At 59.1% G+C, this 19,533-nt stretch carries 8 protein-coding genes and 1 tRNA gene; 7 read left to right on the forward strand and 2 right to left on the reverse strand.

Translation table 11 applies throughout. From position 1 onward, the window contains the following. The first annotated feature begins 69 nt into the window (after positions 1-69). From HY011_16310 to HY011_16340, 7 genes are all read left to right on the forward strand, one after another. Positions 70-1,827: an ABC transporter ATP-binding protein gene (locus tag HY011_16310; GenBank protein MBI3424498.1), complete on the forward strand. Its 1,758-nt coding sequence runs from the start codon at positions 70-72 to the stop codon at positions 1,825-1,827. 8 nt (positions 1,828-1,835) lie between these two features. Continuing rightward, positions 1,836-2,159: a hypothetical protein gene (locus HY011_16315; protein MBI3424499.1), complete on the forward strand. Its 324-nt coding sequence runs from the start codon at positions 1,836-1,838 to the stop codon at positions 2,157-2,159. 8 nt (positions 2,160-2,167) lie between these two features. After that, complete coding sequence (locus HY011_16320) at positions 2,168-2,392, forward strand: YgiT-type zinc finger protein (GenBank protein ID MBI3424500.1); 225 nt, start codon at positions 2,168-2,170, stop codon at positions 2,390-2,392. Between the two features lie 27 nt (positions 2,393-2,419). Further along, a complete protein-coding gene (locus HY011_16325; protein ID MBI3424501.1) occupies positions 2,420-4,258 on the forward strand; it encodes an ABC transporter ATP-binding protein in 1,839 nt (612 codons plus the stop codon). 149 nt (positions 4,259-4,407) lie between these two features. Beyond that, positions 4,408-4,483, forward strand: a tRNA-Thr gene (locus HY011_16330). A gap of 614 nt (positions 4,484-5,097) precedes the next feature. After that, positions 5,098-12,138: a hypothetical protein gene (locus HY011_16335; GenBank protein ID MBI3424502.1), complete on the forward strand. Its 7,041-nt coding sequence runs from the start codon at positions 5,098-5,100 to the stop codon at positions 12,136-12,138. Positions 12,139-12,697: 559 nt separating this feature from the next. Further along, positions 12,698-17,026 (forward strand): IPT/TIG domain-containing protein, encoded by a 4,329-nt coding sequence (locus HY011_16340; GenBank protein MBI3424503.1) that lies wholly within the window; start codon positions 12,698-12,700, stop codon positions 17,024-17,026. Positions 17,027-17,189: 163 nt separating this feature from the next. Here the strand turns inward: HY011_16340 and HY011_16345 are convergent, their stop codons facing one another. Both HY011_16345 and HY011_16350 read right to left on the reverse strand, forming a co-directional pair. Next, entirely contained in the window at positions 17,190-17,639 is a 450-nt protein-coding gene (locus HY011_16345) for a GNAT family N-acetyltransferase (protein ID MBI3424504.1), read from the reverse strand. A gap of 15 nt (positions 17,640-17,654) precedes the next feature. Next, on the reverse strand, positions 17,655-18,947 hold the full coding sequence (locus tag HY011_16350) for a DUF3298 and DUF4163 domain-containing protein (protein ID MBI3424505.1): 1,293 nt from the start codon (positions 18,945-18,947) through the stop codon (positions 17,655-17,657). Positions 18,948-19,533: the final 586 nt, after the last annotated feature.

The following is a 19,533-nucleotide window of genomic DNA, read 5'->3' on the forward strand; positions in this document are numbered from 1 at the left end:
ACTTGGGATTAGGGACTAGGGGTTAGTTTTATGCTCCCGCGAGTCCCTTATCCCCAGCCCCCAGCCTCTATGAACTATCCAACCGGTAAAGCCTGGCTGTTCGCCTATTTCAAAAAGTATCGCAGTCATTTGAGCACGGGCACGTTTTTCGTGCTGGTGGCCGTCACGCTCGGCGTGTTCATGCCGCGCTTCGTGGGCCACGCGATTGACGACCTGTCGCGGCAAGGAGTGACGCGCGGCAAGATTTTGCAAAGTGTCGCGCTCATCCTCGGCACCCAATTAGTCAGCGGTATCTTTCTGTTTTTTCAGCGCCGCACGCTGATCAATATGTCGCGGTATATCGAATACGATCTGCGCCAGGATTATTACGGCCATCTGCAAAAGCTGCCACTGCAATTTTTCCAGGAACATCGCACGGGCGATTTGATGGCGCGCGCCAGCAACGACCTCAGCGCCGTGCGTATGCTGGCCGGCCCGGCGATTATGTACAGCGAACAAACCTTGTTTCGCGTGCTGATCATCCTGCCGCTGATGTTTGCCGTGAGCGTGAAGCTGACCCTGCTGCTGTTGCTGACGATGCCGCTGGTATCGGTGACGGTCAAATACTTCGGCCAGCAGATTCACGTGCGCTTTGAGAAGATTCAGGAATTCTTTGCGGACATCACCGCGCGCGCGCAGGAAAACTTAACCGGCGTCCGCGTCGTGCGGGCTTACGCCCAGGAAGAAGCCGAGCAGCGCGAATTCGCTCGTTTGAATGACGAATACGTCGAACGTAATTTGGGATTAGTGCGCCTGTCCGCGGTTTTCCGTCCGTTGATGACGTTTACAATCGGCCTGGCCCAAGTGGCGATTCTCTGGTATGGCGGGCGCGAAACAGCACGCGGCGTCATGACCCTGGGCGAATTCACCGCCTTCTTTCTCTACATGGAACAATTGATCTGGCCGCTGATTGCGCTGGGCTACATCACGAACATGGTGCAGCGCGGCGCGGCGAGCCTGAAACGCATGCACGAAATCATGGCGATTGAACCAGCAATTCGCGATTTGGAAATGGAGCGGCAAAGCGAGCTAACTATTCAAGGCCGGATCGAGTTTCGCAATCTCACCTATCGCTATTCAGCAACCACGCCGGAAGTGCTGCGCGACATTAACCTGATGATTGAGCCGGGCCAGACGGTCGCCTTCATCGGGCGTACCGGCTCTGGCAAATCCACGTTGATGAATCTGGTGCCGCGCCTGCTTGATGCCGCGCCGGGGATGGTGCTGATTGACGGCCAGCCGATTCGTGAAATCCCGCTGCAACAACTGCGCGCCAGCATTGGATATGTGCCGCAAGAAACTTTTCTATTCAGCGAGACCCTGGCCGAAAACATCAAATTCGGCATTCACAACGGCCATACTGTAAATGTCGAGCAAGCGGCTGCCAGCGCCGGTCTGGCCGACGATGTGCGCGAATTCCCCAAGCAATACGAAACGATTCTGGGCGAACGCGGCATCACCCTTTCGGGCGGACAAAAACAACGCACGGCCATCGCGCGCGCCATCATTCGCGAACCCAGGGTTTTGATTTTGGACGATGCGCTTTCGGCGGTGGACACTTACACCGAAGAAAAGATTCTGACGCAATTGCGCCAAGTGATGCGCGGGCGCACCTGTCTGATCGTGGCGCATCGCATCTCAACGGTGAAAGACGCCGACTTGATTTGCGTGTTGGACGAAGGGCAGATCATCGAACGCGGCACGCACGAAGCGTTGTTACGTTTGGGCGGCGCATACGCAGATTTGTATGAGCGGCAGTTGTTGGAAGAGGAGTTGGCGGCGGTTTAACATTGGCTATGAGCAAAGAGCAGAGCGATGTCTTGATAAAGATCAAACGGGCCGTGCTGGCTGGGCGCTATTCGTTTAGCGATAAAGCTCAAATGGAGTTGGCAGCCGACGGTCTTGAGGACATTGACGTAGTCGAAGCCATTGCCAATGCGATGGTGATCCATAAAAAGATTCGCTCGCGCAGCCCGCTGCGCCAACAGACTGAGTATCTTTATGTCATTCAGAGCACCAATCTGGATGGCATCTTTATCTACACGAAAGGCAAATTTGTGCGCGTTGGCGACACTGAGCTTTTCTACTTCCTGATCTCGGCGAAGAGGTCTGTTTATTGAGAAACCCCATGTTGAAACTGAGCTATTGCCCCACCTGCGGCAGCGACAAAATCAAAGCTGTCAAACGCGATCTGGAACGGGCGGTCAAAGGGGTCGCGTACACCGTGCCCGCGCTGGAGTTTCATGAGTGCCCGGCTTGCGGCGAAAAAGTGTTTGACCCTGAAGCAATGCGCAAAATCCAAGCGCATTCACCGTCATTCGCTAAACCCAAGCAGAAAAAGCGTGCGGCATGACCATCAACGCAATAGGCCTGTTAATTGATGTCCACTCATCACGAAGAAGAACAACTCAATAAACTTTATGACAACCACGCGGCGCGCCGTCTCTTTCGCTACTTAGCGCCATACAAACGGCTGGTGGTGATCGCGCTCACGTTGACCATCGTGCTCAATCTGGTACGCCAGGTGGGGCCGTTGCTGGTCAAGTGGGCGCTCGACGATTACATCAAACCGGCGGGCGAGGGACGCTTGGCCGCGCAGACCGCCTTCGATGGCGTGATGTGGTTGTCGCTGGCGTATCTGCTCTCGCTGGCGGTGACGCTGGGGATTGGCTACTTTCAGGATGTGTTGCTCAACACCATCGGGCAGCGTGTGATGTACGACCTGCGCGCCGAGATTTTCCAAAAGCTGCAAACCATCGAGGTCGCGTTTTATGACCACAATCCGGTGGGCCGGTTGATTACGCGGCTGACGACGGATGTGGATTCGCTCAATGAGTTATTCACGTCGGGCATCGTCGAAGTCCTGGGTGATGTGGTGCTGATCGCGGGCGCGCTGGGGATGATGTTTTATTTCAACTGGCAGTTGGCGCTGGTTTCATTGACCGTGGTGCCGCTGCTGATCGTGGCGACGATCTGGTTTCGCAAAGGGGCACGCGAAGGCTTCCGGCAGGTGCGCACCAAGATTGCGCGCTTGAATGCCTTCACGCAGGAACACATCGCGGGCGCGCCGGTCGTGCAGTTGTTCAATCGCGAGGCGAAAGCTTTGCAGCAATTCGGCGAGATCAATGCGGCGCACCGGCAGGCGAACATTGACACGATCTTTTACTACGCCGTGTTTTACCCGCTGGTCAATTTAATCTCGGCACTGGGCATCGCGGCGATTGTTTGGTACGGCGGCGGCCAGGTCATTCAAAATGCCATTACGATTGGGACGCTGGTCGCTTTTCTGCAATACACCCAACGACTCTGGCAGCCGATTCAGGACATCAGCGACAAGTACAACGTTTTGCAGGCCGCCGCCGTCGCCAGCGAACGCGTCTTCAAATTGCTGGACACGCCGGACGCGATTGCTTCGCCCACCTTACCGGCGGCGCAGCAACGGGCGGAGGGGCGCATTGAGTTTCGCGACGTTTGGTTTGCGTACAAAGGTGAAGAGTGGGTGTTGAAAGACGTCTCGTTCACGATTGAGCCGGGCGAATCGGTGGCCTTTGTCGGGGCGACGGGGTCGGGCAAAACGACGATTACGAATCTGTTGATGCGCTTTTATGACATTCAGCGCGGCACGATTTTATTAGACGGTGTGGACATTCGCGCCTGGGATTTGCGGCGGCTGCGCGAAAATTTCGCCGTGGTTTTGCAAGATGTCTTTCTTTTCTCCGGCGATGTGGCCGGGAATATCAGATTAGGAAACAACGCGATCAGTGATGACCGCATCCGATGGGCCGCGCAAGAGGTCCGTGCGAGCGAATTCATCAATCAATTGCCCAATCAGTATGCCACCCAAGTCCGGGAACGTGGCGCGGGCTTTTCGGTGGGTCAGAAGCAATTGATTTCTTTCGCACGCGCCCTGGCGTTCGATCCGCGCATCCTGATTCTGGATGAAGCGACATCGAGCATTGACACGGAAACCGAGCAACTCATTCAGGCGGCGATTGAAACGGTGATGAGCCAACGCACGTCGTTGGTCATCGCGCACCGGCTCTCGACGATTCAGCGCGTAGACAAGATCATCGTGCTGCACAAGGGTGAGATTCGCGAGTTGGGCAGCCATCAGGAATTGTTGGCGCAGCGCGGCATTTATCACCGTTTATATCAACTCCAATACGAGGTGCAAGACAAGGAAGAAGCTGTCGCGCAGGCGCATGGAAGGGCGGATTGACAGGCGCTTGAAGAAGATCGCTTCCCGTTTGACAACCCAATAGTCGCTGCGTAAGATGCGCCTTGCTTTTTTGACGTATTGAACAAATCGGCAGCGCTTCTCAGTTAAAGATGGCCTTGGCGCTGCTGCTCCTGCGCAAGGCATATTGGGCCGACTTAGCTCAGTTGGTAGAGCGACTGATTCGTAATCAGTAGGTCACCAGTTCAAGTCTGGTAGTCGGCTCCATCTCTTCTAAATCCTTGATCTTCCCATTTGGAAATTGAGGCAGATTTTGAACCTCCAGCAATGCCCCGACACGCGCTGGTCAAATAGGCGAGCAGGGCGCGTTAGGGCAGCAGTAATTGCGCCGCTTTGGCATCCATTACCCCGACGCCAAAGCTTGAGGAGTATCGGTTGAAGTGATGAACTCACTGGCTGCGTACATCCCGCTCCAACCCCCAGCGAATCGCTGCGGCGATTTCGATCCCGTGTCATGTCCCGCTTTTAGCCCCAGTTGAAAAACAAGAGATACACCGCCACCGCCAAATGCAGTGTGCTGGTTTGGCGGCGAACACAATTCCACACACATCTGTGCCTATTAAGCTGCGAACTTCATTCCGCGCCTGTCCCGGTTTTCCTACGAATGAGGAAAGTTTCAACCAGGGGCAAGCGCCGCGATCCTCACACCCCGTAGAAACCATCGGCAGCGCGCTGCCCGCGATTATAGGAGTCATCTAGCTATGTTTGCCTTGGGGGGTCTTTTGAAAATAACCTTGCGTTCAACCGTGCGTTCCATTCCTGCACGTCACTTCCAAACTCTTCGCATATTAGCCTTCGGTTGTCTACTTGCCGTAGGTGTGATGTGGTTAAGTCCCTTGCGTTATGGATTGGCCGCCCGTGTTTCCACGGCAACGCAAACAGCGCCACTGTCCGCGCAACCGCCTTATCACATCAATTCAGCGACAGAGCAGGATTTACAGCAACAGAGTTGTTCACTGAATTGCACCGCGACTGTGCCGGCGACGGGGTCGCTAAATACGCCGGTCGCGTTTCAGGCCACGGCCACCGCGACGGGCTGTGTGAGCACGCCGACCTATGAATGGAACTTTGGCGATGGTTCCGCCAAAGTGACGCAACAAAATCCGAGTTACAGCTACACGGCGGCGGGGACTTATAACTGGACGCTGACAACCCGCGCGAGCACGGGCACGACCGGCATTGACACCATTGTGGGCGGCCTGGGCGAAGGCAATCCGGCCTTAAAGGCTCCTTTCAATACGCCGCTGGCGTTGGCGCGCGACCCGCTGGGACGCGGGGTGTACATTTACGATTACATCAACAGCAACAGCTTTATTCGTTTTGTAAATACGAGCACGACCCCGTTCAATCTGGCTGGGCGCACGGTCGCGCCGGGAGCGACGCGCTTTGTCGCGGGCGGCGGCCTGGAAACCGATAGCAATGTGCCGGCGCTGCAAACGGATTTGGGAAATGTCACGGGCCTCGCAGTCAGCAATGACGGCAACGTTCTGTTCCTGGCGCTCACGCTGGGGCCTGATCCGCTCATTCGTGCGGTCAACGTCTCGCCCAATGCGGTTACGCTGGGCAGCTTGACGATTCAACCGGGCCGCATCAGCACGATCCCGGTAGCGGCCAGCCCGGCCTTGGGCAACGGGTTGAGCGTCATGACGGTGGGACCGAACGGCGACCTCTTTGTGGCGGATGCCACGCAAGACATCAATCGTATTTTCCGCATCACTCTGGCGGGCGCGGCGACGGTGTTTGCCGGCAACGGCGTCTTCACCGCCGCGAACGCGGCGTTCGTGGCAGGCGCGGCGACGGGGATTTCCCTGTCCAATCCGCGCGCGCTCGAATTCGATCCGGCAGGCAATCTTTATGTGGCCGATGCCGGGCATGGCCGCGTGATCAAAATTGATACCGGCGGCCAAGCAACCCTCGTCGCGCAATTCAGCGCCGGTTCGGGCAGCGGCGCGGTGGTGATTGCGCCGTATAACACTCCACCCTATCCGGCAGGTCTGGCCTTTTTCAACAGCAAGCTCTACATCGCGCTGGGCAATGCGCAAACGCTGGTGCGCGTGGATGGCGCGAGCACGCCGATCATCGCGGGCGCGATCAACACGACCTGTGATTACACGACGACGAATTGCGGGGACGGCGGTGCCATCGCCAATGGACGCTTCTCATTATCCGGCAGCACCGCGCCGCAACCCATCACCGGACTTGAAGCGGATGCGAATGGGCTGTACCTGCTCGACCAAGGCCCCAGCAGCCGGGGCCGCTTGCGCTTTCTCAATCTGGGGAACAGCGCCGCAACCGTCGCGGGGGTCAGCGTGGGCAGCAATAACATTGACACGGTTGCGGGCGATGGTTTGGTCGCGCCGTATGATGACGGCCTGGCGAGCAGCGCTTCGATCTCTACGCCTGTGGGTGTGGCGCTGGATGCGAATGGCAATCTTTATTTCACCGATGTCGGGCCGGGTCATCTGCGCTTCGTCAATCGCGGCACGACGCCGGTCACGCTCTTCGCGGGCACCGAAGCGCAATTGACCGTCCAACCGGGCAACGTGGCGCGCATCAATCGCGACGTCAACGGCGGCGGGCCGGGCAATGACGTACCCGCCAGCCGCGCAGTCTTCAATAATCCGCAAGGGCTATTCATCACGAACAAAGGCATCTACATTGCCGATTCAACCGGCGGGCCGACAGTGCCGGGCAACAGCCCAACGAATGGCCGCCGCACCAGCACGATTCGCTTCATCAATACGACGGCCAGCGATATTACTTTCTACCCCGGCTCGGCCAACGCCATCGTTGTGCCGCCGGGCAATGTCACGCGCATCGCGGGCAAAGCCGTGGGCGAGAATGGCGATTCGGGAGCGGGCGACAATGGTTTCGCGCTCAACGCGCAATTCATCGGTATGACCGATCTGGCCGTCGCCAACGACGGTACGATTTACGTCGCTGATCCGGGTTACAAATTGGTGCGCCGCATCAATCCGCAAACCGGTGTTGTCACCAGCCTGACCGCGCTGGCGGGCAGCGGCACGAAACGCTTCACCGGCTTGGCGCTCGATACGACGGGTCGCCTCTACGTCACGAACTACGATGACAGCCAGCTTTTGCGTGAGAATAGCGCGGGCAGCGGCACGTTTACGCGGCTCGACACCGGCTCGATGTTGAATCGTCCGCGCGATGTCGCGGTGGACGCCAACAGCATCGCCTATGTCGTCAACAGCGAAGTGTCAGCCGGTTCGCCCGGCACCAACGCCCATCGTGTAATGCGCGTGGCGACGGACGGGACGGTCACGACGCTCGCTGGAACGACCAAAGGCTTCAGCGGGGATGGCGGCGCGGCCAGCAGCGCGCAAATCAACGTCGCGCCGTCAAATCTGACCATCAATTCGATCTCGCAGGTGGTGACGCCCTTGGGCGTAGGAATTACGGCGACGTCCACCGGCGAAGTCATTTTTGCCGACTCGAACAATGCGCGCCTGCGCCAGCTCAGCCCATCATTCGCCACTTGCACCAAGACCGGCCAGATCACGATTGCTGGTCAGAATCCGACGCCGGCACTGACCAGCATCAACCCGACTTCGGCTTTACAGGCGTCAGGCGCACTTACTTTGACGGCCACAGGCACTGGGTTTGTGCCGGCTTCGGTGATTCGCTGGAATGGCGCGGATCGCCCGACGACTTTCGTCAGCGCGACGCAACTGACGGCGCAAATACCGGCGGCGGACATCGTCAATGCGGGCACGGCGCAGATCACCGTTTTCAACCCGGCTCCGGTGGGCGGCACATCGGCCGCCCAAACCTTCACGATCACCGCGCCCAACCCGGTGCCCACGATCAACACGACAGGCGGATTGAGCCCCAATTCCGCCCTTGAAGGCAGCGCGGGGTTCACGCTGACGGTCAACGGCACAAACTTCGTCAATGGTTCGGTTGTGCGTTGGGACGGCACACCACGCACGACAACGTTTGTCAGCGCGACGCAATTAACCGCGCAAATTACGACGAACGATTTGATCGGCACCGGGCAATCGCAAGTGACCGTCTTCAATCCCGCGCCGGGTGGCGGCGCCTCAAACGGCGTGAGTTTCAGCATCACGCAGACAAACCCTGCTCCCACCTTGACCAGTTTGAATCCGAACGCAGCCACGGCGGGCGGTGCGGCCTTCACGCTCACGGTCACGGGCACGAATTTCACGAACAGTTCGGTGGTGCGCTGGAATGGCAACAACCGGACGACAACCTTTGGCAGCGGCACGCAACTCACCGCCGCGATTCCGGCCAGCGATATAACCAGCGGCGGAACGGCCCAAGTCACCGTCTTCACTCCCGCCCCCGGCGGCGGCGTGACGGCGGCCCTGACGTTTACCATCAATACGCCGACCAATCCCGTGCCCACGATCACCAGCCTGAATCCGAATTCGACGGCAGCGGGTGGCGCGGCGTTCACCTTGACGGTCAACGGCACGAATTTCGTGAATGGCGCGGTCGTGCGCTGGAATGGCGCTGATCGCACGACTGCGTTTGTCGGCGCGACGCAATTGACGGCGCAAATCACCGCCGCCGACATCGCCAACACGGGCACAGCGCAGGTGACGGTGTTTAATCCCGCGCCCGGCGGCGGAACTTCCACGGCAAGCACTTTCAACATCACCGTGCCGCCGAATCCTTCACCGACCCTGACCAGTCTCAATCCCAATTCGGCGCTGGCGGGCAGCGCAGCCTTCACGTTGACGCTGACGGGCACGGGGTTCATCAATGGCTCGGTCGCGCGCTGGAATGGCGCGACGCGCACAACAACCTTTGTCAGCGCCACGCAACTGACGGCGCAGATTCCCGCGACGGATATTGCGAGCGCGGGCACGGCGCAAGTCACCGTTCTGAATGCCGCTTCGGCGGGCGGGGGTGGCGGCACGTCCAGCGCGGTCAACTTCACGATTACGCAAACCAATCCGTCGCCCACCATCACCACCGTCAGTCCGAACTCGGTGACGGCGAATAGTGGAGCCTTCACGCTGACGGTCAACGGCACGAACTTCATCAACGGTTCGGTCGTGCGTTGGAACGGCGCGGATCGCACGACGACTTTCGTCAACAACACGCAACTCACAGCGCAGATTGCGGCGGCGGATATTGCGGCGGCGGGCACAGCGACCATCACCGTCTTCAATCCCGCGCCGGGCGGCGGCACTTCCAATAACGCCACGGTCGGCATCGTCGCACCCAATCCGGTGCCGACGCTGAGCAGTTTGAATCCGACTTCGGCCTCGGTGGGCGGCGCGGCTTTTGTGCTGACCGTCAACGGCACGAATTTCATGCCGGCTTCGGTGGTGCAATGGAACGGCCAGAACCGCGCGACCGCCTTCGTGAGCAACACGCAGTTGACCGCGCAGATTCCGGCGGCGGACATCACGAATGCGGGCACGGCGCAAATCACGGTCTTCAATCCCGCGCCCGGCGGCGGAGCGTCAAATGCCCTGCCCTTTACTATCGCCAACGGCAATCCGGTGCCGACCTTGGCGGCGCTGAATCCAAATGTAGCTTTGGCGGGCGGCGCGACCTTTACGATTACGGTGTCGGGCACCAACTTCGTCAACACGTCGGTGGTGCGCTGGAACGGCGACACGCGGCAAACGACGTTTGTCAGTGCCACGCAACTGACGGTCGTCATCGGCGCGGCGGACATCGCCAATGCGGGCACAGCGGCGGTGTTGGTGCAGAATCCCGCGCCCGGCGGCGGCAATTCCAATACCCTGACCTTCACCATTAACAATCCAGTGCCGGCGCTGACCAGCTTGAATCCGAATTCAGCCCAGGCCGGCACGGCGGCCTTTACCTTAACGGTCAACGGCACAAACTTCGTCAATGGTTCGGTGGTGCGTTGGAACGGCAATGCGCGCACGACGAATTTCATCAGCGCCACGCAATTGCTCGCGTTGATTCCGGCGGCGGATATTGCCAGCGCAGGCACGGCGCAAATCACCGTCTTCAATGCCGCGCCGAGCGGCGGCACATCGAACGCCTTATCCTTCACGATTGCCCAACCAAATCTGGTGCCAACGCTGAACGGCTTGAGTCCCAACACGGCATTGGCGACGGGCGCGGCCTTCACGCTGACGGTGAATGGCGCGAACTTCGTCAACGGTTCGGTGGTGCGTTGGAACGGCGGCGCGCGCGCGACGCAGTTTGTCAGCGCCACGCAACTGACCGCGCAAATCACGGCGGCGGACATCGCCAGCGCCGGCACCGCGCAGGTTTCGGTCTTCAATCCCGCGCCGGGCGGTGGGACTTCGGCAGAATTAGGCTTCTCGATTGTGCAGCCCAATCCGCTGCCCGCGATTGTGAGCCTGACGCCGAATTCCGTCTTGGCGGGCAGCCCGGCCTTCACGCTGACGATCACCGGCACCGGCTTCCTCAACTCTTCATCCGTCTGGTGGAATGGGTTTGCCCGGCTGACCAATTTCATCAACGCCACGACGCTGACCATTCAGGTGCCTGCTGCTGACGTTGCCAACGCGGGCACGGCGGGCCTTAAAGTCGTCAATCCAGCGCCGGGCGGTGGCACTTCCAATGAAGTGTTGTTCTCGATTACGCAAAACAATCCTGTCCCCACGCTGACGTCATTGACACCGCAACAAGCGGTGGCGGGCAGCAATGCCTTCACGCTGACGGTCAACGGGTCAGGCTTTGTCAACGGCGCAGTCGTGCGTTGGAACGGCAGTGCGCGCCAGACCAGTTTCGTCAATCCGACGCAATTGACGGCGCAAATTACCGCCGCCGATGTGGCGGTGACGGGCATCGTGCCAGTCACCGTGCTCAATACCGCGCCGACCTCCGGGCCGTCAAACGCGCTGCCGTTCAGCGTTGCCAGTTTGAATCCGACGCCGGTCATCACGACGATCACGCCCAACCCGGTCGCGGCGGGCGGGGCGGCGTTCACACTGGCCGTGAATGGGACGGGCTTCCTCAACACTTCGCGCATTCGCTGGAATGGCACGGAGCGCGAAACGGTATTGGCTGGCCCCACGCAATTGACGGCGCAGATCACGGCGGCTGAGATTGCCAATCCCGGCACGGCGCGCATCACGGTCGTCAACCCGACGCCAGGCGGCGGAGTTTCCAACGAAATCACGCTGACCATCGCGCGAGCGTTGGCGAACGTTTCGGCGGCCAGCTATCTGGCGCAGATGTTCGCGCCCGAATCCATCATCGCGGCCTTTGGCACGAACTTGGCGACCGGCACCGAGTCGAGCATGGTGTTGCCGTTGCCGACGACTTTGCGCGGCACGACCGTGCGCGTGCGTGATAGCGCGGGCACTGAACGGTTCGCGCAACTGTTCTTCGTGGCGGCGGGCCAGGTGAACTATCTGCTGCCGGCGGGAACGGCCTCCGGCTTGGCGACCATTACCATCACCTCCGGCAATGGCGATCTGTCGGTGGGCACAGTGCTGGTCAGCGCTTCGGCGCCGGGCATCTTCACGGCCAACGCCAACGGGGCAGGTGTCGCCGCCGCCGTGGTCTTGCGCGTGCGGACGAACGGCGAGCAGGTCTTCGAGGTCGCCTCGCAACTCGATCCGACGACCAACCGCTTCGTGCCGGTGCCGATTGATCTAGGCCCGGCGGGCGAGCAGGTCTTCCTGGTCACCTTTGCGACCGGCGTGCGCGGACGCAGCGCGCCCAATGCGGTCACGGCGGCGCTGGGCGGCGTGAATCTGCCGGTCTTTTCGGCGGGGCCGCAAGGCGATTTGGCGGGCTTGGATCAGTTGAATCTGGGGCCGGTACCGCGTTCACTGGCGGGCCGCGGCGTCGTGGATTTGCTCGTTACGGTGGATGGCAAAGCCGCCAACGTAGTGCAATTCAACATTCGGTAAAGGGCACTGACGGGTTCGGGCCACAAACTTCCATTCGCATGGGAATCAAAGAGCATGGAGTTTAGCCTGAGGCTGAACTCCATGCTCTTTGATCATTGCTCCAAGCAAGAATCTGCGGAGTTGCGGCGCACAAAAAACGCTGGCTCGGCGAAATAATTACGAAACCGATGGCGACCTCAGGCGTGAAAGAGCCTTGATTGCCAAGCCCTAACATTATTGAAGAAAACATCCTTGAAGAACTGCTTGAAACGAATGGCTGGTTTGCGAACTTCACCCGCGTTTTTTCCCAAAAGATTTCGCCTGGATTTACAAAAAGATTTTTGTGCCATAAGCGCTACCAGGACTCGTACAAAGGGACGTACTCAGTCCCGCCCCCAAACCGTTTTGATTCGGATTCCGGCTTCAGCACTAAATAGCTGTGCCTCACGTATGCAGAAGGCGGTATCACTTTTCCCCCGCAACCATAACTGAGAGTGACGGAACCGCTGGCGGCCCGCGCGCCAGGGCTACACATCATACCGGTTCACGTCACGCACTGATGAAAGGGAGTAATTTACCAATGTTTCGATCTTTGAACTTCACGCGCAGCCTGTTGCACAAACGCCGGGCTAACACATTACTCACACTGCTGAGCCTGGTGTTGGGCGGTCTGTTGATTACGAACTGGCAGTTCATTTCCAACGCAACGGCTTCCCAAACCAATTTCAAATCCCAAATCCCTAAAACCACCGCAGTGACGCCACCCGTCACGACGATCACGACGCTGCGCGCGGCGCAAGCTTCCGCTTTCACACCAACTCTGACCCAAGACAATCTGGAACAACAACAGGGCTGCACCGTCGGCTGTGGCGCAACGGTGCCAGCCACTGCCACGACCGGCCAGGCGGTCGCTTTTGCCGCCACCGCAACCCCGGCTGGTTGTGCGACACAACCCACCTACGATTGGGACTTCGGTGACGGCACGGCGCGTTCAACGCAGCAAAACCCGAGCAAGACTTACGCGGCTCCCGGCACCTTCAACTGGCGCCTCACGGTGAGCGCAGGCTCGGGCAGCACTAACATCAGCACGGTGGCCGGCGGCGTGGGCGAAGAGGCTCCAGCGCGGCAATCACCTTACAACACGCCGTTTGCCCTGGCGCGCGACCCGCAAAATCGCGGCCTTTATATTATGGATCAAGGCGGCGGCTCGTATGTGCTGCGCTTCGTGAACACGACGAATGCGGCGGTGACCATCGGTGGACGTGAAATCGCCGCTGGCACGAACCGGTTGCTGGCAGGTTTAGGCAATGATGATTTGGGCGACAATGTGCCAGGTCCGCAAGTGTCCCTCTTCGACAGCAACGCCCTGACTGTGCACCCCAATGGCAATTTAGTTTATTTCACGGCCCTGCAACCGGCGCGCGTGCGCGTGTTGAATGTCTCGAACACGAACCAATCTATCGGCGGCGGTATTACCGTTGGCCCCGGCAATGTGGCGACGCTGGCGACAATCAACAATGGCGACGGCCTGAATGGCATCGCCGTCAACGCCAATGGCGACGCTTTTGTCGCCTCAGCAGGCACAGGCCTTAATCGTGTTTATAAGATCACGGCGGCGGGCGGCGTTTCGAACTTTGCCGGCAACGGCGCGGTGACTTCGGTCAAAGACGCGTTCAGCGCCGGCCCGGCCAACAACATCGCATTGCTGAATCCGCGCGCCGTCGAACTTGATCCAAGTGGCAATTTGTACATCGCCGATTCCGGCCATTTGCGCGTCATCCGCGTGGACGGTTCCGGCAATGCGACGCTCGTGACGCAATTCGCTCAGCCTGACCAAGGCATCGGCCCGACGTATCCGAATGGGTTGGCCTGGTTAAACGGCAATTTGTACGCCGCCCTGGGCAATGCGCAAACGATCGTGCGGCTGACCAATGGCCAGGCGATTGTGGCGGGCCGCGACGGCGTCTCGTGCGACTATGCCAGTTCGCAAAACAATTGCGGCGATGGCGGCCCGGCGACCGGCGTGAACAATGTCGGATTCTTTATGCTGGGCAGTTCGGGCACACCGCCCCTCTCGCATATCGAAGCGGACAACACAGGCATCTTTATTCCCGACCAGGGCAGCATCCAACGGGGCCGCATTCGCTATCTCAATCTGTCGGGTGCGGCGGTCACCATCCTGGGCACCACGATCAACCCGAATCAAGTCAACACCATCATCGGCAGCGGCGGAACACCGCCGTATGACGGTGGGCCGGCCAAGTCTGGCGCGCTCGCGGTGGCCAACGGGGTCGCGGTGGACGCCAACAACAATTTGTGGATTTCGGATACCAGCGTCAATCGGCTGCGTTTCGTGAATCGCGGCGCGACCTCGATCACGCTGTTCGCGAATACACCCGCCTCGCAAGTGGTCGCGGGCGGCGCCATCGTTTCGGTCAACAAGGACGTGGGGGCAGGCCCCACCGATGACACCAGCGTGAATCAAGCCGGTTTTGAAACGCCTCAAGGCTTGTTCGTCAACGCCCAAGGTGTTTTCATCGCCGACTCCCGGAATGGCGGCGTGGCCGGTGCTCCGGGTACCCCAGGCGCACGTAAAGCCGGCCTGATTCGCTTCGTCAACACGACTTCCACTGGTGTGACGCTGTTTCCCAATGCAAGCGGCGGCGGCGCGCCGATTGTCGTGCCGCCTGGTTTCATTCGCGCCATTGCCGGCGGCAGCGAAGACGGTGGCAGCATCGGCAACGGCAACTTTGCGTTGAATGCCAAGTTCATCGCGCCGGCGGATGTAGTGGTTGCGGCCAACGGCGATATTTTCGTCGCCGATGTCGGCAACAAGGCGGTGCGCAAGATCGCGGGTTTGACCGGCATCGTTTCGAGTTTGAGTTTACCGGCATTTGAATACACCGGTCTCGCCCTGGATAGCGGCGGTCGCCTGTTTGTCGTCAACAATGACAACGGCCAGATTTTGCGTGAGAACGCGGCGGGCGGCGGCACGTTTTCGGTTTTGGCGACGGTGTCCAAACCGCTGGACGTGGCGGTGGACGCGGGCGGCAATGCCTATGTCACCAGCGCTGACCACAAGGTTTTCCGCATCACCTCCGGCGGGCAGGTTTCGACACTCGCCGGCACGACCCAGGGCTTTGACGGCGATAACGGTTCAGCGTCCAGCGCCAAGCTGAATATCATGCCGACGCCCATCAGCATCGGCACGATCACCAACATCTTTGTGGATGTGACGGACGGCATCGCCGTCAATGCTGCCGGAGAAATCTTCTTCAATGACGTCGGCAATAACCGCGTGCGCCGCATTGCCACAGGCGAAGTAAGCTGTGTGCGCACGGGCACGATCACGATCAGCGGCGGCGACAATCCGGCGCCAACCTTAACTACCCTCACGCCGAATGTGCGCGGCGTGGGCCAAGGCGCCTTCACGTTGTCGCTGACAGGCACGGGCTTTACGCAGTCTTCGCAAGTGCGCTGGGTCGGGTCGGCGCGTCCGACCACCTATGTCAGCCCAACCCAATTGACGGCGGCCATTACGGCGGCGGATGTCGCCACCGCTGGCAGCTTCACGGTGACGGTTTTCAATCCCACCCCGGGCGGCGGCACTTCGGCAGGGCTGAACTTTACGGTGCAGCCACTCAATCCGATGCCGACCATCAACACCTTGGCGCCGAATACGGCGGCGGTGGGAACGTCCTTCACGCTCACGGTAACCGGCTCAGGCTTCATCAACTCTTCGGTCGTGCGTTGGGAAAATAACAATCGCACCACGACGTTCGTCAACGAAAACACCTTGCGCGCGCAAATCCCGGCGAGTGATTTGGCAACGGCGGGCGTGGCGGATATTACGGTGGTGAATCCGGAACCGGGCGGCGGCACGTCGAACCTGGGACGGTTCACCATCATTGCCCAGAACCCCGCGCCCACGCTGACCAATATCACGCCTAGCTTCGTGCCGACGGGCAATCAACCGGTCACGGTGACGGTCAACGGGACGGGCTTCGCCTTTAATTCCGTTGTGCGTTTAGGCGGCCAGGATCGCCCGACGACCTTCGTCAACAACACTCAATTGACGGTAGCGCTACCAGCCGCTGATGTTGCGGCGGCGGGAACCAAGCAGATCACCGTCTTTACACCTACGCCGGGTGGAGGTGTGACATCTGCGGCAACATTGACCGTGGGTGCCTTGGCGGTCAGTCTTTCGGCGGCCAGCTTCCAACGCGATGTCGCCACCGCCGAGATGATCGTGGCAATGTTCGGCGTCGAAATGGCGACCAGCACGGTGAGCGCGACTGGCACGGAGTTGCCAACCACGTTGGCGGGCACGACAGTAAAAATCCGTGACGTGGCGGGAACAGAACGCCTGGCGCCACTCTTCTTCGTTTCGGCTGGCCAGATCAACTACTTGGTACCGGCAGGCACTGCGGTGGGGCCGGCTGTGGCCATCGTTACCGCCGGTAACGGCAAACTTTCGGTCAGCAATCTGGACATCCAAGTTGTTTCGCCAGGCCTGTTCACGGCCAACGCCAATGGCGCGGGTGTCCCGGCAGCGATTCTGTACCGGCAAAAGGCCAACGGCCAAGTCACCTTCGAAGAAATCACGCAAGTGCAAGGCGGCACGCTGGTGCCCAGACCACTTGATCTAGGCCCGGCAGGTGATGTTGTGCTGATCATCGCTTTCGGCACCGGCGTTCGCGGGCACGCCAATTCGCCAACGGCAGTCACCTGCACGATTGGCGGCGCAGGTGTGGATGTCCCGTTTGCGGCGGCGCAAGGCGGGTTGTTCGGTCTCGATCAGTTAAACATTGGGCCGTTGCCCCGCTCCCTGGCGGGCCGCGGGCCGGTGGATATGGTGATCACCGTGGATGGCAAAGCCGCGAACACCGTGCAACTCAACATTCGCTAACTGCGGCGAATTAACCTAAAACGAAAGCGGGCGCGCGTGAGACCTTCAACTCTCACACGCGCCCGCTTTTGTGTGTCTTAGAGCTTCGGCAAAGAACCGTGTGGGCACAAACGTCCTCACTTGCGCTCGCAGGAGAGCTTATGCCGTAGATGTATTCGAACCGCTACGCCAGCCACTTCGTCAGCAGGTAACGGTCGTGATCAACAAAACCGAACTGACGATACACCGCCTGGGCACGTGTGTTGGCGCGCTCGACTTCCAGATGCAAGGCGCGTATACCCAACCCGATGCACATCTGCGCTAAAAATTCCAACGCCTCTTTCCCCAACCCATGCCCGCGATGGGGCGCGCGCAAATACAATTCATCTACAAAGGCGTCCATCCCGCCGAATTCCAAACTGTAGCCCAGCGTGAGCACTGTATAGCCAGCCACGTCGGCACCAACCACAATCAGCAAGACCAAGCCATAAGACTCATTTTGCAAGAGTCCCAACAAGGCGCGCCGCGCGTTAGTTTCGTCAAGCGCCAGCCCTTCGTGCGCATAGAAGTCTTGCATCATGCCGAACAGGACTTCGACATCAGCCAGCGCGGCGCGTTTGAATTCAGCCTTCATGGTTCGTTGGCAGCCTCAGACGTTCGCCAACTTCGCCAACCAGCCTGCCGGATTGGCGAGCGATTTTAACAGCGCGTAAGGGACTGTGACTTCGTGCTCGCCTGTCGCATAAGGGCCGACTTGATAAGGATCGAAAGTGAACCGCAAGCCTAAAGGCGTGACATTCCAACGTTTGAAATTTTCAGCCTTCGCGGCAGCCCCTTCCGCTACGCCGTCGGTAGTATGCAACTTCTTCAACTCTTTGATGCTGTAATCCGCAATGACTTTCAGATAGCCCGCTTTGGGCGCAAACAAATCCGGCAGCTTCACTTCAGCGGCGCGTTTCAGATCGTAATTGAACGCCAGCGAGGAACGATTCGGATGCGCGCCGCCAAAATAGGTCGAGTAACTGAACAACACGCTCACCATCTCGGCATTAGCGTAGACCACTTCATAACCGCTATCAAAGGTGAGCGGCGGCAACTCCGCAGGCTTATTTTCTTTCAGCGCAGGAGCAGCGGATTGGCCTGCACCAGATTTTTCAGCAGCGGCCGTGGCTTGCTGAGAAAGGGGTTTCTGTTCCGAGGTCGCGGCCTCCTGTTCGGCTTTAACGGCTTCGGCGGCATCTTTCTTGAATTGGGCAATCGCTTTTGTGATGAGCGCCAGCGCGGTTTTATTGAAGGCTTCAGCGCCCGCCGCGTCTCCGCTCAGTTGCGGAACGCTGGCCGTGATTTCCAGCCGCGCCTTCTTGTTCGTTTCCTGAATTTGTTTTTCGCTGAATTTAAGCCCGCCCAAGTCATAGCGTAATTCTTGCAACGTCACCGGGAGCGACTTCTTGCCCTTCACATCCGTCCAGACGCCCAGGAAGCGTAATGTCTGTTCACCGTTGATCGTCACGCCGTCGAGCGCGCCTTTGAACTCACCGCTTTTTTCGTCTCCTTTATCACCCGAGAACGCGGTTTCAACCAGCGTGACCTTGCCCTCTTTGTCTATCTTGCCCGCCAGCGAAAGCAGCTTTTCCGCGACATTGGCCGCGCCAACTTTTTCATAATAATAGCTGCCGGTCAGCTTGGCGCCTTTGCGTTCAAGCTCCACGTGCAAGGCAAGCTTATTGTCCAGCTTGCCGGTCAAGACTTTTTTGAATTCCGTGGGCGCGGCGCTGACCAGTTCAGGCATGGCCAACAGCGCTGGTTCGGGAGTGACCCGCGCCGCCGTTTCAGCTTTCGGCGAACCAGGCTCATTGGCTGGGTTGGACTCTTTTTGGCAAGCGCCCAGAACGGCGCAAAGGGCAGCCAATACCAACAACCATAAGTTGCTGCTCAATTTCATTTGTACCTCGCGAGTCAAATCAAAGATGGACTGGAAAGGCATTATGCACGCCCGGGCAAACAAGGTCTATTGGACGTCGCGGATTGTAAGTGGGGAAAGAAAGGAAGAAAGAAGCAGAAACCCCGCAGGACGCTGTCAACGCGCGCGCTTGCCCCTAAACATCAAAGGCTCGCCAGCACCGCGAACCAGGTGGCCCGGTACTGCTTAATTGGCCGACCTGTTCAAGCGATGCATTCACGCGTTGTCAAAACCCTGCGGGGTTCAACGGGGGGGGAAAGCAATTAGCCAGGGGTGATAGCCGCGGAATCTTGTTATCCAACACCATTTTCATGCCCGCCCAAACCAGCGCACCTGTCGAAACAAATGACGCTGATTTTCCGACGAACCACCAGCACCAACGCCCAGCTCAGCGGCTACCACCTCTAGCTAATTTATCTTTCGGTCATTCAGGCAATCATTCAGGCAAGGAGAAAGCAAAACAAGGGGACTGGCCGCAACGGCCACCTACATTCCCAGCAGCTTCTCAACACCACACCAAAACGCCTGACCAGCACCTGTGGAGAAACTGCGTTTCAATACACCAAAA

The sequence above is a fragment of the Acidobacteriota bacterium genome, from assembly GCA_016196035.1.
In the GTDB taxonomy this organism is placed as follows: domain Bacteria; phylum Acidobacteriota; class Blastocatellia; order RBC074; family RBC074; genus JACPYM01.

Bases quoted from the DNA above. Each gene is read 5' to 3' on its own strand.
- HY011_16350 (MBI3424505.1), bottom strand. From the start codon at position 18,947: ATGAAATTGAGCAGCAACTTATGGTTGTTGGTATTGGCTGCCCTTTGC.
- HY011_16340 (MBI3424503.1), top strand. From the start codon at position 12,698: ATGTTTCGATCTTTGAACTTCACGCGCAGCCTGTTGCACAAACGCCGG.
- HY011_16310 (MBI3424498.1), top strand. From the start codon at position 70: ATGAACTATCCAACCGGTAAAGCCTGGCTGTTCGCCTATTTCAAAAAG.
- HY011_16335 (MBI3424502.1), top strand. From the start codon at position 5,098: ATGTGGTTAAGTCCCTTGCGTTATGGATTGGCCGCCCGTGTTTCCACG.
- HY011_16320 (MBI3424500.1), top strand. From the start codon at position 2,168: ATGTTGAAACTGAGCTATTGCCCCACCTGCGGCAGCGACAAAATCAAA.
- HY011_16325 (MBI3424501.1), top strand. From the start codon at position 2,420: ATGTCCACTCATCACGAAGAAGAACAACTCAATAAACTTTATGACAAC.
- HY011_16345 (MBI3424504.1), bottom strand. From the start codon at position 17,639: ATGAAGGCTGAATTCAAACGCGCCGCGCTGGCTGATGTCGAAGTCCTG.
- HY011_16315 (MBI3424499.1), top strand. From the start codon at position 1,836: ATGAGCAAAGAGCAGAGCGATGTCTTGATAAAGATCAAACGGGCCGTG.